Source organism: Mycolicibacterium elephantis DSM 44368, from assembly GCF_004014805.1.
Classification (GTDB): Bacteria; Actinomycetota; Actinomycetes; order Mycobacteriales; family Mycobacteriaceae; genus Mycobacterium; species Mycobacterium elephantis.
The window spans coordinates 169495-184370 of the sequence record NZ_ATDN01000012.1; the positions used below are offsets into that span (position 1 = coordinate 169495).

Below are 14876 nucleotides of genomic sequence, written 5' to 3' on the forward strand. Positions count from 1 at the left end.
GTTCGTCGTCACAACTGGTGCAGGCCGCGCTGGAGTTGATCAGCGAAAGCGGTCTGGACCGGCTCACCTTGAGTCAGGTCGCGGAGCGGGCCGGCGTCTCGCGGGCCACCGCCTACCGCGAGTTCGGCGACAAGGACGGACTGCTGGGCGCGATCGCCGAGCAGGAGATCGGCGCGATGATCGCGGCGACGCTCGCGGCCTTCGATCCCCAGGCCGATCCCCCGGCGCAGACGGCCGCGATCGTCACGACCGCGCTGCGCTACCTCCGCAATCACCGGGCGTTCGTCTACGTTCGCGACCACGAACCTCACTGGCTGCTTCATGCTGGGCTGCCCGTCGGCAATGATCGGTTGAACCTGGTGCAGACGATGGCTGCGATGGTCGCGCAGGCCATCCCGAGTTCCGACCAGCTCGCCCTGACTCCCGTCGCCGCCGCCGAGGTCGTCGTCCGGACCGTCCTGTCACACACGCTCATCCAGGACAGCGCACTGACCGATGAGGAGGTGGCCGAGGTGGTCAGCCGCGCCATCACGCGGAGTTGACCGTCGCGCTTACCCGCCGCTGGCGGGATCCGCCGAGCAGACGCCAACTGTTCAAGAAAGCGCTTTGAACTGGGTGTTTTGCGTCTGCTCGCACAGGTTCGCATGGTGGCAGGTGCAGGATTCGAACCTGCGTAGGCGTAAGCCGACGGATTTACAGTCCGCTCCCATTGGCCGCTCGGGCAACCTGCCTGGGTGCTGCACCGCGCCGGTAACCCCGGCTTGGTGCGACTAGCAGGGTACAACGAGGATAGGCCGAAGACGAAAACGGCATCAGACTCTCGAGGAGGACCGGATCCAATGGCGGATTCATCGTTCGACGTCGTCAGCAAGGTCGACCGCCAGGAAGTCGACAACGCGCTCAACCAGGCGGCCAAGGAGCTGGCCACCCGCTTCGACTTCCGCGGCACCGACACCGGCATCGCGTGGAAGGGCGAGGAGGCCATCGAGATCACCAGCTCGACCGAGGAGCGCGTCAAGGCCGCGATCGACGTGTTCAAGGAGAAGCTCGTCCGCCGCGACATCTCGATGAAGTCCTTCGACGTCGGCGAGCCGCAGGCCTCGGGCAAGAGCTACAAGGTCACCGGCACCATCAAGCAGGGCATCAGCAGCGAGAACGCCAAGAAGATCACCAAGCTCATCCGCGACGAGGGCCCCAAGGGCGTCAAGGCCCAGATCCAGGGCGACGAGGTGCGGGTGTCGTCGAAGAAGCGCGACGATCTGCAGGCCGTCATCGCCATGCTCAAGAAGGCCGACCTCGACGTCGCGCTGCAGTTCGTCAACTACCGCTAGGGAGCGGCGTTCACGGCGAGCAGACGCGAACACCCCCTAAAACCGCCGGGATTGGGGGAGTTCACGTCTGCTCGGCGCCGGGAAGGGCGCCGGGAACCTTGTAGGCCCACGACTTCTGCTGGCGCTGCTCCATCTTCCTCAGGCACCTGTGGTGCTTGAGCGCATGGTAGGCCAGCGGGAAGTACGTCAGCCGGTCCGGCAGCACCCGGTAGGCGACGCGAATCACCTTGTAGATCCTGTTGAGTTGCCGCTCTTCCTCGGCACTCCAGCTCACACCGAGCTTCTCGCGCAGCCGCGGATCGAGCAGACCGACGATCGACAGGTAGTTGAAGCGCATCGCGGGCCGCAGCAGCACCTTGAGCACCGGCTCGAGCGCCTTGGGCACCGACGGGCCCAGCTCCATGTGGCCGGTGATCAGGTCGTCCATCAGCTTCATCGCCTGCGGAGTGGCCTCCAGCGTGTCGACCATCGACTCGAAGTAGTCGGTCATCTCCTCGTGCGTGCGCGGATAGCCGCGCATCGGCACGTGCAGCAGCCGCGCGAGCCGCCGGTTGTCGCGCAGCAGTTCGGCTTTCTCGTCGTCGGTGAACTCGCGGCCGATGAGCAGTCGGCCGCCCTGCGCGTTGACCAGATATCCGGTGACGATCACCCATTGGTAGGCGTCGGGATTCAGCGCGCTGATCTGCTTGCCGCTCGCCGCACTCTTCATCGTCATCGGTTTGTGCATCGAGCGGACCCGGTTGCCCTCGGCGACGGCCTCGGTGCCGCCGTAGGTCCAGCGCAGCACCGAGTCGACCGACCGGATCGCGCGACCGCCCGGATCACCGTGAAACGACGCCGAATAGCGGCCGGTGACCTCGGCGATGATCGGATGCATCGCCTGCATCATGAACGCCGCGCCTTCGACGATCAGGAACGTCCACCGCCCGGTGTGCTCGGCGGTCAGCGAATCCAGCGGCACGAGTTCGACGGCCTCGTCGTCGTCGTCGGCTGTGGTGGGAACCTCGAGGTCCGAAGTGGCGGTCATGAGCAGCACAAACCTCCTGTCGGGTGATGCGACGAACGCTAATATGACCGCCAGGTCGCATTCAAGTCGCGTAAGGAATTCCCGTTGAGCACCAATAAGCGCAGTTCAGCGCGCCGCAAGCTGCCACAACAGAAACGCTCCCGCGAGATGGTCGCAAAAATCGTCGAGACCACAGCCGCGCTGCTGCACACCACCGATCCCGCGCACGTGACCACCAACCTGATCGCCGACCGGGCCGGCATCAGCAAAGGCTCGCTGTATCAGTACTTCGCCGACAAGGATGAGATCCTCGAAGCCGCGATCGAACACCTCGCGGCCCGGCAGGCCCCGGCCGTCGAAGAACGGTTACGGACGCTGACGCTGGTTGCGCCCGAAGAGGCCATGGCGGCCTCCATCGACATCCTCATCGACCTGACGATCGCCAACCGCAACCTGGTCCGCTACCTCGCCGAACGACCCGATCATGTCCGCACCTTCGAGAACATCGCGGGCCTGAACGCCACGCTGATGGCGCTGTCGACCTTGCACATGAGCCACTTCCGCGACCAGTATCGCGACGAGCTGAGCCCAGATGCGTTGGCGTGGTTGTTCTTCAACATGGCCGTGGCGACCACGCTGCGCTACGTCGAGGCCGACGACCCGATCCGCCTCGACGAACTGCGCGCAGGGCTCAAGTTCGCCTCCTCGGGGCTTCTGGCCGCCCGCCGCGACTGAACCGGCGACTCACGGCCGCGGCGGGCACGGCGGGTTCGGGTCGATGCCGCACATCCCATGGTGCACATAGCTCGGAACGTCCTCTGCCGGTTGCACATCGGCGTGCTGGTTGACGAAGTTGAAGCCCAGCATGAACACCATCATGATCAGGTTGAACACCGCGGTCAGGGCGAGGATCCGGATGACGGGCAACCAGCGGGTGCTGCGGAGCCGCTCGATGCCCTTGTCGGTGAGCATCATGCCGTCCTGGTCGCGGAAGCAGTAGATGCCGATGGACAGCACGGTGACCACCCCGCCGAAGAAAATGCCTTCGTAGAGCGGGAATTGGTACATGGTGCCGCTGAAGATCGACCAGGTCTCGTTGACCCGCAGGTAGTGCCACGCGCCGATCCGGTGGAAGAACTGCTCCAGTGTGATGCACAGGAACGTGAACAACGCGATCATGAAGACGATCACGCCGGCCTTGTTGATCCGCGGAAACCGCTTGCGCACCGTCTCGATGAGCTTGTCGATGCCCATGATCGCCAACGGGGTCAGCACGATGTAGCTGGCCAGGAAGTAGATGATCGGCTGGGGGTTCTCGGGGCCCTTCTCGACCCAGCCCGGCATGAACTGTGCCCAGGTGCCCATGTTGAAAAAGCCGCCGTTGTAACCGAACACCGGCCGCACCGCGTTGACGCCGACGTCCTGCCACGCCGCCAGCAGCCACGCCAGCACGAACACGCCCAGCGTGGGGAACTGCCGTTCGCGGCGCATCTTGCGGATGATGAACCAGAACAGACCCACCCCCAGCACCAGGCACCCGATCTCCCAGAACCGGATCCAGGTCATGGTGGAGCCGGGGATCTCATCGGTCCCGTTCGGCGACGGGGCGAACGCGTCAGAGAAGATCCAGCGTAGATAGATGTAGGTCTGGAAGATCACGAACACCGCGCCGAGGCGGGCCAGCCACACGATCGGCGGGGAGTCCTTGGCGCCCGTCCAGAGTCGGTTGAAGTTCTCTGATTCCGGTCGGGTGGCTTGCTCTGCGGTCACAGCACAGCTCCAATCTGTTCGAAGGCATTGATGACCTGACCGACGTAGTGCTTGCGGCGCCGCGGGCTCACCAGAAAGCCGGGCGGAGAGAGGAATCCGATGTCGGGCAGCCGCCGACGGGCGGCCAGCATCTCGCGGGCCTGGGCCGAATCGCCGCAGACCGCCATCGCCCACAGCATCTCGTCGGTGACGTGATCGCCCATCTTGCGCGGGTCGCCGCCGGCGAATTCGGCTCGGATGGCCGCGGTCTCGTCCTGCCAGCCGTGCAGCTCAACCAACGAGTCATAGGTCTTGACGGTGAGGTAGAACGCGATCTGGCGCTTGGCGTCCGCGATGGCGCGTTGCGGGTCGTCGTCGTCGACGGCGGTGATGACCCAGCCCCATCGGAGCAGGTCGGCCGCGCTGCGTCCCGCGCGTCGGGCGCCTAGATGCAGCTGCGGGTCCACCACCTCGTCCCACCACCGGTCGGTGAACAACCCGTGTCCCAGCACGCCGTCGGCGACCTCACCCGCGGTGCGCAGCATGTGGATATTGAAGGCGCCCAGCAGAATCGGCACCTCAATCGGGCCCAGCACCGGGGCGCGGATGTGCGCGTCGAGGTTGTAGTACTCGCCGGCGAAGGTGATTCGCTGGTCGTCCTCCGCCTGGAGAAAGGCCCGGATGCAGGTGACGAGCTCTTTCATCCGCGGCGCCGGGTGCGACGAGTCGACGCCGAACCAGTCGCGGTTCATCCGGCTGGTCCCGGCGCCCAGCCCGAGAAACACCCGGCCGGGGGCGATCTTGTCGAGGTGGCGCACCGAGGCGGCGTGCACGAACGGGGATCTGGCGAACGCGTAGGCGATGCCGGGGCCCGTGCGCGCCGTCGTCGTGGCGTGGGCCATCTCCGAGGCGGTCACGTAGGCGCTCGCGTCGGCGAACTCTCCGGCGCAGAACGCCACCGCTCCGGCCTCCTCACACCGGCGCGCGAGTTCGGCTCCCGGCCACGGCGTTCCCCACTTCATCGAGGCCTCAGAACTTCAGGCTCGCGCCCGCGTCTACCTTGAACTGCACCCCGGTGACGTAGCGGGACTCGTCGGAGGCCAGGTAGCACACCGCGTGTGAGATGTCGTCGGGCTCGACGTAGGGAATCGGCATGCCCTGCATCATCGGGAAGGTCAGGATCGCGTCGTCGAGGCTCGGGTGCTCGAGGTCGGGGCGGAACATCTTGTACATCGCCTCGTTGTGCAGCATGTCGGTGTTGACGTTGGTGGGGTGAATCACGTTCGCCCGGATGGAGTGTGGGGCCAGTTGCGCCGCGACGGCCATGGTGTAACGGTCGATGAACTGCTTGGCGAGGTTGTATCCCGCGCCGCCCGCCCCCTGGGGTCCCATGGCGCCACCGGGAGCCTTCTCGGCCAGCAGCCCGGCCACCGAGCCGACCGTCACGATCGAGGCGCCCGCGGACAGGTACGGCAGGCTGGAGTGCACGGTGTTGACCACGCCGACGAAGTCGACGTCGAACGCGTTGGCGAACGCGCCGATCGGTTGATCGGCGCCCAGCGGGCAGATGCCGGCGTTGGCGACGACGACGTCGAGCCTGCCCATCTCCCCGACCGCCGCGGCCAGGGCGGCTTCCAGCGCATTCCGGTCCCGCACGTCGACCGCCGCCGAAGTCACTCGGTGCCCGGCCTTTTCGACCTCCCGGCAGGCCTCCTCCAGGTCCTGCTCGGTGGCCAGCGGGTAGTCGTTGTGTTCGATGTCCTGGCAGATGTCGAAGAGGATGATGTCTGCGCCCTCCTCGGCCAGCCGCACGGCGTGTCGGCGGCCCTGCCCGCGAGCGCCGCCGGTGACCAGCACCACCTTGCCTTCAACTCTGCCCATCTTCGTGACCCTTCATGTTGTGTTGGTTGCGGTCAGTTGTGCGCGCAGCAGGTGCTTCTGCACCTTGCCGCTGGCCGTTCGGGGAAGCTCGTCGACGACGACGATGCGTTCGGGGGTCTTCTGGCGGGCCAGCCCGCACGCGGCGAAATGCGCTGCGGCGTCGTCGAGCCCGAACCGCTGTCCGTCGTTGACGACGACGAAGGCGCATACCCGTTCGCCGTAGGTCTCGTCCGCGGCGCCGACGGCGGCGGCTTCGGCGATCGCCGGATGGCTGTCGAGCACGTCCTCGACCTCCTTGGACGAGATGTTCTCGCCGCCGCGCACGATGATGTCCTTCTTGCGGTCGGTGATGGTCAGAAACCCGTCGGCGTCGAGGCGTCCGACGTCGCCGGTGCGGAACCAGCCGTCGACCATCGCTGCCCGGGTATGGCCGTCGTCGGTGTAGCCGCGGAATAGTTCGACTCCGCGCGTGAGGATTTCGCCCGCCTCCCCCGGGGCGACGTCGCGGTCGTCGTCGTCGACGATTCTGATCTCGGTTCCGGGACAGATCCGGCCGTCGGTGTCGGCCCGTTTGTCCAGCGGGTCCTGCGGGCGCCCGGAGCTGATCGTCGGGTGCTCGGACGATCCGTAACACCGGAACGCGCCCACCCCGAACCGGTCCGCCCGGCGGATGAGCGCGCCCGCGACCCCGGCGGCCCCGGTGACGTATTCGGCGAGGCTCGACACGTCCAGGCCGTCGCGTTCGGCGATGTCGAGGATCCCGCTCAGGTGGATTGGGGCACCCCCGGAGGCGCCGATCGCGTGCTTGTCGATGAGTCGCGCCGCGGTCTCCGGGTTCCATGCGTCCATCGCGAACGTGGCGCTGGACCGGCAGAGTGTGCGCAGGATGCCGAGCGTGCCAGCGATGTGTCCGGACGGGAACACCGACAGCATGGTGAGATCGGGTCCGCTGGAGCGCATTTCGTCCATGGCGCGGATCTCGCCGAGCAGGCCGGCGTGGGTGTGTTGGACACCTTTGGGCCGCGCTGTGGTGCCCGAGGTGTACACCAGCAGGCACCGGTCGCGGGGATCGGTCCCGTGAACCGCGGCGAAGCCCGCGGATGAGGTCTCGGCGAGCTCGGTGTAGGACACGGTACCCGGCAACGGGGCGCCGACGATGATGCGCTGCGCCAGCCCCGGCAGCTCGGCCACCGCCGCGAGCGTGTCCGCGGCGTCGCGGCCGCGGATCTCGCGGGCGAGGATGAGTGCGCGCGCACCCGACTGCTGCGCGATGAACGAGACTTCGGCGGGCCCGTAGATCGGCACGATCGGCAGCACCACCGCGCCGCGCAGCCAGATCGCCGCGTGCGCGGTGAGGCACTGGCGCCAGTTCGGCAGCTGCACGGCCACGACGTCGCCGGGGCCGACGCCCAGCGCGGCCAGACCCGCTGCCACGCACCGGCTTTCGGCGAACAGTTCGCCAAGCGTGGTCGAGTCCGGGTTGACCTCGCTGTGCACCTCCACCACCGAGCCGGGGTGGGCAGTGGCCGCCGCGGCGATCTCCTGCGCGACGGTGGAGGCGACGGTCAACATGTCAGCAACACGCATCCCGCGATCGGGCCGCCACCGGCCGACACCACCGCCACCTCGGGTCGGTTGGGCAAGGCGGTCTCTCCGGCGCGTCCGCGCAACTGCTGACAGGCCTCATACAGGACCCAGTACCCGTGCAGCCGGCCTGCCGAGAGCTGACCGCCGTAGGTGTTCAGCGGCAGCTGTCCGTCGGGCGCGATGCGGGTGCCGCCCTCCACGAAGGGGCCGGCCTCACCGTCGGCGCAGAAGCCCAGCGCCTCGAGCCACGCCAAGGTCAAAAACGTGAACCCGTCGTAGAGTTCGGCCACATCCACGTCGCTGGGCTTCAAGGTGGTCTTGGCCCACATGTCGGCCCCGGCGTCGGTGGCCGCCATCTTCGGGTAGTCCGACCTGCCGCTCCATCCGCCTGCCCCGGACGCGCCGCCGGTGGCCTCGACCGTGACGGCCCCGTGGGGGCTGTTCGCGCGGTGGCTCGCGGGCGAGACCACCAACGCGATGGACCCATCGACCGGGACGTCGCAGTCCAACAGCCCGAAGGGATCCGACACCGGCCGCGCATTGAGGTAGTCGTCCATGGTGATGGGCTCCCGATACACCGCTCGTGGATTGCGTCCCGCATTGCGCCGGCCGTTGATCGCCACCCAGCCGAGCTGCTCCTTGGTCGTCCCGTACCGCTGCATGTGTCGGCGGCAGTGCATGGCCAACCAGTTGGCCGCCGAGTAGGCGTGTGCGGCAAGGAGATACCCGACGTCACCCATCGGGCCGACGGTGCGGCCGCGCGCCGGCCTCGGGCCGGAGGACTTGGTGTCGGCAGTGCCCCCCATCATCTGCACGGTGCGGTAGACCAGCACATGGCGGGCGCGGCCCTCGGCGACGGCCGCGCAGGCCCGCGCCACCGGTGTCAGCAGGCCGTGAGTCCCGAGCGGATCGCCGAGATCGGCGCGATCGGCGATGCCCAACCGGTGCGCGGCCTCGGCCGCCGGGGTGTCCCCGAGCGTGAGGATGGCGTCGACGTCGACGGAGGTGAGGCCGGCGTCGGCGATGGCGGCTTCACACGCCTGCGTCGTCAGATCCAGCGGCGCGATACCGGTACGCCGTCCGATCTGCGAGATTCCGGTGCCCGAGATCACCGGAGCGGCTCTGCCCGATCCGATCGTTCACTCCCGTCGACGTCGCAAAGAACTTAATCAGTGTACTGTTAAACGGTGACGACAACACCCCCTTTGGCGCCGCGAATCCTTCCCGAACTCGACGACTCGTCACGGCCCTATTGGACCGGCGGCGCGGCGGGAGAACTACGGATCGCGCATTGCGGATCCTGTCGACGCTTCTTTCATCCACCGTTCGACGGGTGCCCGGACTGCGGCGGCGCGGTGGAGTTCGTAGCCGTGTCGGGTGAGGGTACCGTCTTCACCTACACCGTCGCCTACCAGCAGTTCCATCCCGACGTGCCAACGCCTTTCGTGATCGCGCTGGTGGAGCTCAACGAGCAGCGCGGTCTGCGGGTCGTCGCCAACATCGTGGACTGCGATCCCTCCGCGGTGGCGTGCGGTATGCCGGTCCGGGTGCGGTTCGAGCAACACGATTCGGTGTTCGTCCCGGTGTTCTCCCCGGCATAACCGACCGACCGCCTTTGTGCCGCCGGTCATTTGATGAGCGGATCGCGGGGCAGGCCGAGGATGCGTTCGGCGATCTGGTTGCGCGTGATCTCCGAGGTGCCGCCCGCGATCGTCATCCCGCGCGAGCCGAGCATCAACAGCCCGGTCACCTTGGCCGGAGCCGACAGCAGCGCCACGTCGGGCCCGAACAACTCGGCGGACAGGCCGGCGCGCGCGACGACGTGTTCGGCGATCAGCAGTTTGGTCACGTTGCCCTCCGGGCCGGGTTCGGCGCCCGCCACGCTGCGGGCGGCACGGCGCAGGTTGAGCAGCCGCAGCGCGTGGTCCTCGGCCAGGAAGCGCCCCGCTCGCTCGGCCGCGCCGGCCACGCGGTCGCCGTAGCGCGCGGTCAGGTCGACGACCGTGGTGGCCGCGCCCCGCGCGCCGGCGGCGCCGCCACCGATGCTCACGCGTTCGTTGCCGAGCGTCGCGCGCGCCACCGCCCAGCCGTCGTTCGGCGCCCCGACGACGTCGTGATCGGGGACGAACACGTCGTTGAAGAACACCTCGTTGAACTCCGAGCCGCCGGTGATCTGCCGCAGCGGACGGACCTCGACGCCGGGGGCGTGCATGTCGATGATCACCGTGGTGATGCCCGCGTGCTTGGGGGCGTCGGGATCGGTGCGCACAGTGGCCAGCCCGAGGTGGCAGTGCTGGGCGCCGCTGGTCCACACCTTCTGGCCGTTGACGATCCAACCGCCCTCGGTGCGGACCGCTTTCGTGCTCACCGCGGCGGCGTCCGATCCCGCGCCGGGTTCGGAGAACAGCTGGCACCACACCTGTTCGTGGCGCAGCGCCGGGTTGACGAATCGCTCGATCTGCTCGGCGGTGCCGTGCTGGATGAGCGTGAGGATCACCCAGCCGGTGATGCCGTACTCGGGACGCTTGACGCCGGCCGCCGCGAACTCCTGCTCGATGACCAGCTGCTCCACCGCGTCGGCCGCGCGGCCCCATGGCTTGGGCCAGTGCGGCATCACATAACCGGTCTCGATCATCTTGTCCCGCAACCGCTTCTCGTCCAGCTCGGACCAGGTGGCCAGCTCGGCGCGTAGTTCGGCGCGCAGCTGCTCAGCCTCCGGCGGTAGGTCGATCGAGTTCTCCCGCACCACGCCCTTGGAGGTCAGCGTGTACACGTCGGCCGGCGCGGTCCGGCCGCCGAGGATGCCTCGCAGCGTGGCCGACCGACGCAGGTGCAGGTGTGCGTCGTGCTCCCAGGTGAACCCGATGCCGCCGTGCACCTGGATGTTGAGCTCGGCGTTGTGCACGTAGGCCGGAAACGCCAGGGTGGCCGCGCAGGCCGCCATCAGCGCGAACTCGTCGTCGCCCGCGGTCGCGGCCCGTGCCGCGTCCCACACCGTCGCGGTGGCCTGCTCGGCGGCGACCAGCATGTTGGCCAGGTGGTGCTTGACGGCCTGGAAGGTGCCGATGGTGCGGCCGAATTGCTCACGCACCTTGGCGTAGGCGACCGCGGCGTCGACGCAATTCTGCGCGCCGCCAACGGCTTCGGCGGCACCGACGACGCGGGCCAGTGCGGTCGCGACGCCCGCCGCGCCGGGCAGGATGTCGGTGGGCGCCAGTTCGACGTCGGTCAGCCTGACCCGCCCCGACCGCCGGGTGGGGTCGAGGTTGGCCGGCACGTCGACGGTGACACCGTCGGCGGCGGCGTCGACGATCAGCACGTCCTCGCCGACCGTGAGCACCAGGAGCTCGGCCAGTCCGGCGCCGAGCACCACCCCGGACTCACCGGAGAAGCGGTCGCCCTCGGCGGAGATCGGGGACTCGCCGGCGGCCTCGAGCCCGAATCCGGCTGTCGCGGTGCCGTTCACGAGCGGGGGCAGCCAGCGTGCCCGCTGGTCGTCGTTGCCCGCGGCGGCGATGATCGCCGAGCCGATCACCGTCGGCAGAAACGGTCCCGGCGCAGCGGCGCGGCCGAACTCCTCGGCGACCACCACCAGCTCGGGCAGCCCATAGCCCCCGCCGCCGTACTCCTCGGGCACGTGCAGGCCGAGCCAGCCCAGGCCGGCCAGTTCCGACCAGAACGCAGGGCGGGCCTCGGATTCGGCGTCGAGCAGGTCGCGCGCCGCCGTCCGGGCACCGCGTGCGGTCAGGAAATCCCGTACGACGCCGGCTAACTCACGGTGGTCTTCGGTGATGGCGATGCCCAAGAGTCCGGATCTCCTTGCTCGACGGGATGGGGTTCGGCCGGATGGCGAAGTGGCGGCCAGGTGCGCCGTCCCAGCGCACCCGATGCCGTGCGGGTCAGGTAGTCGTCGCGTTTGATGCCACGCCACAACTGCGCGACGTAGTCGTGCTCGCTGACCTCGCCTCGGCCGGCCGCCTCCGCGAGTGCGGCGCGGCCCTGCGCCACAGAGGTCGGCGCCTCGCCGAGAAGCGCGGCGAGCTCGGCGGTTTCGTCGGCATCGACGACAGCGCCGAGGCGATCGACTTCGGCCAAGTACTTCACTAGCCGCGCGGCGCCCTTGACGTAGCGCAGCGCCAGGGCGTCCTGCGTGCGCGCCGCCGCAGCCGACATCGCGGCCGCGGCCGCGTCATACACCGGCGCGTATTCGGACTCGGCGTCGGCGTCGGGCAGTGCCACGTCGACCTCCGGAATTCCGACGACGTGGGCCAGCGCCTCGATGAGCAACCGGCGATGCAGCATGCCGTAGATCAGACTGTTGCCCGCATCGGGTGAGCCGGCGGGCACCGAGGCGCGGACGTCGACGCTGCCCGGGCTCAACGACGCCAGCCGGGTCTCGGCGAACAGGCGGTAGTACCAGACGCGGTCTTCGTCGATAGGGTGCCCGGACAGTTGTTCGTATTCGGCGAGGCGGGCGGGGAAGTCGGTGAACGTGTCCTGCACGGTGCGCAGCGAGAGCCAGGCGATGTCGTCCATCGGGTCGCCGAAATGCGCGAGTTCCCAGTCCACGATGGCCGTGACGGCACCGTCGGCGTACATGAAGTTGCCGGGCCCGGTGTCGCCCTGCACAAACACGGTGGGCCCGTCGTAGTCGGGGATGTTGCGGTCCAGCCACTCGATGCAGAACCTCAACAGCGGGGCGGGTTTTCGATAGCGATCCACCCGTGCCCGCATGGCCGTGATCTCGTCACGAACGTGCCCTTCGACCGGACCGGCGGCGCCCAGGCTCGGCATCGTCAGGTCCTTCGCGTCGATCCGGTGCAGCGCGGCCAGTTTGGTGATGAAGTCGCGGGCGGTGCTCACCTGCTCGTCGGGGTCCTTGATCCGGCTGAACCAGGTGCCGCCGTCGATGCGTTCCAGCAGGACCGCCTGGCGCTGCGGGTGCGCGGCGACGACCCGCGGCACCGTCACGCCGTGGCGGTACAGCTCGGCCATGATCTCGGCCTCGACCGCCAGCGGATGAAATGCGCTGACGGGATCCGGTTCCCGCGGGTCGTAGCGCAGGAACAGGTGCTGGGCGTCGGCCCCGGCGAAGATGTCGACGAACCACGCCTGCCTGCTCGCGCCGCCCGGCACCTGCTTGACGTCGACGCGCTGCGCGCCGGTCTGCGCCATGATCCACTCGCGGATGTCGGCGGGCAGCTCCGGACGATCACCGGTCATGACTTGCTCTTCTTGTTCGCCGTGGCCAGCCAGGCCTTGACCGCGTCGCGGTGCTCCTGGGTGAGCGCGCTGCGCACCATCCGCTCGCTCTCGGGCAGCAACGCCTCGTCCAGCGAAAGCCGCAGCGCATCAAGCACGTTGGCCTTGGTTCCGGCGAACGCCGAGGTGGGGCCGGCGGCGATCGTGGTGGCCCATGCGCGTGCGGCCGCGGGCAGGTCGGCGTCGTCGACCACCCGGTTGAACAGGCCGAGGTGCGCGGCGGTGTCGGCGTCGATCGCCACGTCAGCGATGAGCAGTTCCAGCGCCTTGGACGGGCCCACCAGATGCGTCAGCAGCCAGGCACCGCCGAAGTCGCCGGAGAACGCCAGCTTGGCCCAGCCGGGGATGAGCCGTGCCGACCTCGCGGCGATGCGCAGGTCGGTGGACAGCGCGATGCTCATCCCGGCTCCGACCGCCGCGCCCGGCAGGGCCGCGATCGTCACCTTCGGCAGGTTGTGCAGCAGGCTCACCATGCAGGCATTGTCGGCGAGAATCGCTGCGCGCGCGGCGATCTGCTGATCCCGGTCGCCCGCGGGAACGTCCTTGGCCGAGCCGCCGTCGCGGACGTCACCGCCCGCGCAGAACGCGTCGCCGGCGCCGGTGATCAGCACACAGCCTACGTCGTCGGCGGTGGCGAACCGCTCCAGCAGGCGCGGCACGGCCTCATACATCTCGGCGTGCAGGGCGTTTCGCCGCTCGGGCCGGTTGAGCGTGATGGACCCGACCCCGTCGGCGACCTCGGCCAGCACGGTCACGGTGCCGGTGTCGATCTGCTGTGCGGCGGCCAACGTCACCGTTTCCGGCCGGACAATTCGTTGTGGCGCGCCATGAACGCGACCGCCTTGCGCCGCAACTCCTCGTCGGGTTCCGGAAGCACGACCGGCCCGAGTTCCCGGCTGGGCAGCGCCACCGTCGCGGTTGCCGGCGCGGTGATCTCACCGCGCTGACTGGTGGCCCGGAATTCGACGTCGACGACGCCGTTGCCGTTCTCGATGCGCTTGCCGACCACCTCGCCGGTGATGAACTGGGTGTCGCCGATGTAGTTGAACTTGCGCATCTCGTCGTGCTGGCGCACCAACCAGCCGTCGTCGCCCATCCAGTCGGTGAGGTAGTGCGTCAGCCAGCACTCCCGCATGATTCCGTAGTCGTAGGCCATCGGGTTACCGATCGACTGCGACCATTCGTTCTCCCAGTGCAGCCGCTGCGCGACGTCCGGGATGCCCGCGGCGTTCTTGATGTAGAACTTGGGCTTCTTCTGCCGGTTCTTGTAACCCACTCGGGTGCCGCCGATTCCGTACGGGCCGAAGCCGTATCCCCCGGCGTGGAAGCAGATCATGTCGGTCAGCGTCAGCGGGCCCTTGACCATCTTCGGCAGCGCTTCGCCGACCTCGACGTCTTCGAAGTAGCGCGGTTCGGCGCCGCGTGGGCCCTCGGCCGCGTAGATCTCGTCGATCTCGGCGATCTGCTCGTCGGTGTACGTCGCGGGCTTGAGGTCCATGTACTTGCCGCGCTCCCGCGACTTCTTGCGTTCGGTGGCGATCAGGATGGTGCGCTCGATCGCGACGATCTCGGCGCGCTGGTTGACCCGCACGGCCCGGCGGACCCGGATGACCGAGCGACCGGCGTACTCGCTTGACTTGACCTCGGTGGACTCCATACCGCCGAACCCGAACAGCTGGTCGCCGGGACGCACCGGTTTGAACCATTCGGTGTCCTGGCCGGAAACGAAAAGGTGCACACCGGAGAACAATCCCTTGGTGGCCTTGCGGATGTCCTCGGGGATCGGGTCTCCGAGCATCTTCTTCGACAATGAGGAATGGATCATCGGCGGCGCGATCGGACCGCCCCACCGCGTCGTGGCCGCGTAGTCCGGGTCGACGTAGAGCGGATTGTCGTCGCCGTATCCGATCGCGAACTGACGGATCGTGTCGACGCTGCATTCGCGGTGGTGTTCGTCGATGCTGATCGGCGCGTCGATGCCGATCAGCAGTTTGGCGCGCTCGATATCCTCGTCTTTGATCGCGTGATCGAAGTCTCGGGCCTGTTCGGTCTGGGTCATG

The 14876-nt window shown here is 68.2% G+C and carries 14 protein-coding genes and 1 tRNA gene; 4 read left to right on the plus strand and 11 right to left on the minus strand.

Annotated elements, in window-relative coordinates:
- Window positions 1–17: 17 nt before the first annotated feature.
- Window positions 18–542 carry a TetR/AcrR family transcriptional regulator gene (locus MELE44368_RS10370; protein WP_241566552.1) on the plus strand — a complete coding sequence of 175 codons (525 nt, stop codon included), beginning with the start codon at window positions 18–20 and terminating at the stop codon, window positions 540–542.
- Window positions 543–645: 103 nt separating this feature from the next.
- On the opposite strand, the gene MELE44368_RS10375 is transcribed toward MELE44368_RS10370, so the two are convergent.
- Window positions 646–731: transfer RNA gene (locus MELE44368_RS10375), tRNA-Tyr, on the minus strand.
- A 108-nt stretch (window positions 732–839) separates the two neighbouring features.
- Here MELE44368_RS10375 and MELE44368_RS10380 point away from each other — a divergent pair.
- Complete coding sequence (locus MELE44368_RS10380) at window positions 840–1331, plus strand: YajQ family cyclic di-GMP-binding protein (RefSeq protein ID WP_128108389.1); 492 nt, start codon at window positions 840–842, stop codon at window positions 1329–1331.
- A gap of 61 nt (window positions 1332–1392) precedes the next feature.
- Here the strand turns inward: MELE44368_RS10380 and MELE44368_RS10385 are convergent, their stop codons facing one another.
- Window positions 1393–2358 carry an oxygenase MpaB family protein gene (locus MELE44368_RS10385; protein ID WP_128108390.1) on the minus strand — a complete coding sequence of 322 codons (966 nt, stop codon included), beginning with the start codon at window positions 2356–2358 and terminating at the stop codon, window positions 1393–1395.
- 147 nt (window positions 2359–2505) lie between these two features.
- Between MELE44368_RS10385 and MELE44368_RS10390 the strand changes: the two genes are divergently transcribed.
- Window positions 2506–3072: a TetR/AcrR family transcriptional regulator gene (locus MELE44368_RS10390; protein ID WP_128108469.1), complete on the plus strand. Its 567-nt coding sequence runs from the start codon at window positions 2506–2508 to the stop codon at window positions 3070–3072.
- 9 nt (window positions 3073–3081) lie between these two features.
- On the opposite strand, the gene MELE44368_RS10395 is transcribed toward MELE44368_RS10390, so the two are convergent.
- The 5 genes from MELE44368_RS10395 to MELE44368_RS10415 are packed head-to-tail and all read right to left on the minus strand — an operon-like array spanning window position 3082 to window position 8666.
- Window positions 3082–4107 carry a spirocyclase AveC family protein gene (locus MELE44368_RS10395; protein WP_164890082.1) on the minus strand — a complete coding sequence of 342 codons (1026 nt, stop codon included), beginning with the start codon at window positions 4105–4107 and terminating at the stop codon, window positions 3082–3084.
- Window positions 4104–5108, minus strand: a complete 1005-nt coding sequence (locus MELE44368_RS10400) for an LLM class flavin-dependent oxidoreductase (protein ID WP_128108391.1) — start codon at window positions 5106–5108, stop codon at window positions 4104–4106. The genes MELE44368_RS10395 and MELE44368_RS10400 overlap by 4 nt, the downstream gene beginning before the upstream one ends.
- Before the next feature lie 7 nt (window positions 5109–5115).
- The gene (locus MELE44368_RS10405; RefSeq protein ID WP_128108392.1) at window positions 5116–5967 is read right to left on the minus strand and encodes a mycofactocin-coupled SDR family oxidoreductase; all 852 of its coding nucleotides are present in this window, start codon (window positions 5965–5967) and stop codon (window positions 5116–5118) included.
- Between the two features lie 12 nt (window positions 5968–5979).
- The gene (locus MELE44368_RS10410) at window positions 5980–7554 is read right to left on the minus strand and encodes an AMP-binding protein (protein ID WP_241566553.1); all 1575 of its coding nucleotides are present in this window, start codon (window positions 7552–7554) and stop codon (window positions 5980–5982) included.
- A complete protein-coding gene (locus MELE44368_RS10415; protein WP_241566554.1) occupies window positions 7533–8666 on the minus strand; it encodes a thiolase family protein in 1134 nt (377 codons plus the stop codon). Before MELE44368_RS10415 ends, MELE44368_RS10410 begins: the two co-directional genes overlap by 22 nt.
- 75 nt (window positions 8667–8741) lie before the next feature.
- Here MELE44368_RS10415 and MELE44368_RS10420 point away from each other — a divergent pair, with 75 nt between their 5' ends.
- Window positions 8742–9155, plus strand: coding sequence for a Zn-ribbon domain-containing OB-fold protein (locus MELE44368_RS10420; protein WP_241566555.1), 414 nt, complete (start codon window positions 8742–8744; stop codon window positions 9153–9155).
- 26 nt (window positions 9156–9181) lie between these two features.
- Here the strand turns inward: MELE44368_RS10420 and MELE44368_RS10425 are convergent, their stop codons facing one another.
- Genes MELE44368_RS10425 through MELE44368_RS10440 form a run of 4 tightly spaced genes read right to left on the minus strand, consistent with a single transcriptional unit; the run spans window position 9182 to window position 14875 of the window.
- A complete protein-coding gene (locus tag MELE44368_RS10425; RefSeq protein ID WP_128108394.1) occupies window positions 9182–11359 on the minus strand; it encodes an acyl-CoA dehydrogenase family protein in 2178 nt (725 codons plus the stop codon).
- Window positions 11323–12777, minus strand: a complete 1455-nt coding sequence (locus tag MELE44368_RS10430; RefSeq protein ID WP_128108395.1) for a phosphotransferase family protein — start codon at window positions 12775–12777, stop codon at window positions 11323–11325. The genes MELE44368_RS10425 and MELE44368_RS10430 overlap by 37 nt, the downstream gene beginning before the upstream one ends.
- Complete coding sequence (locus MELE44368_RS10435) at window positions 12774–13610, minus strand: enoyl-CoA hydratase/isomerase family protein (protein ID WP_128108396.1); 837 nt, start codon at window positions 13608–13610, stop codon at window positions 12774–12776. Before MELE44368_RS10435 ends, MELE44368_RS10430 begins: the two co-directional genes overlap by 4 nt.
- The gene (locus MELE44368_RS10440; protein ID WP_128108397.1) at window positions 13607–14875 is read right to left on the minus strand and encodes an FAS1-like dehydratase domain-containing protein; all 1269 of its coding nucleotides are present in this window, start codon (window positions 14873–14875) and stop codon (window positions 13607–13609) included. The genes MELE44368_RS10435 and MELE44368_RS10440 overlap by 4 nt, the downstream gene beginning before the upstream one ends.
- Window position 14876 lies beyond the last annotated feature (1 nt).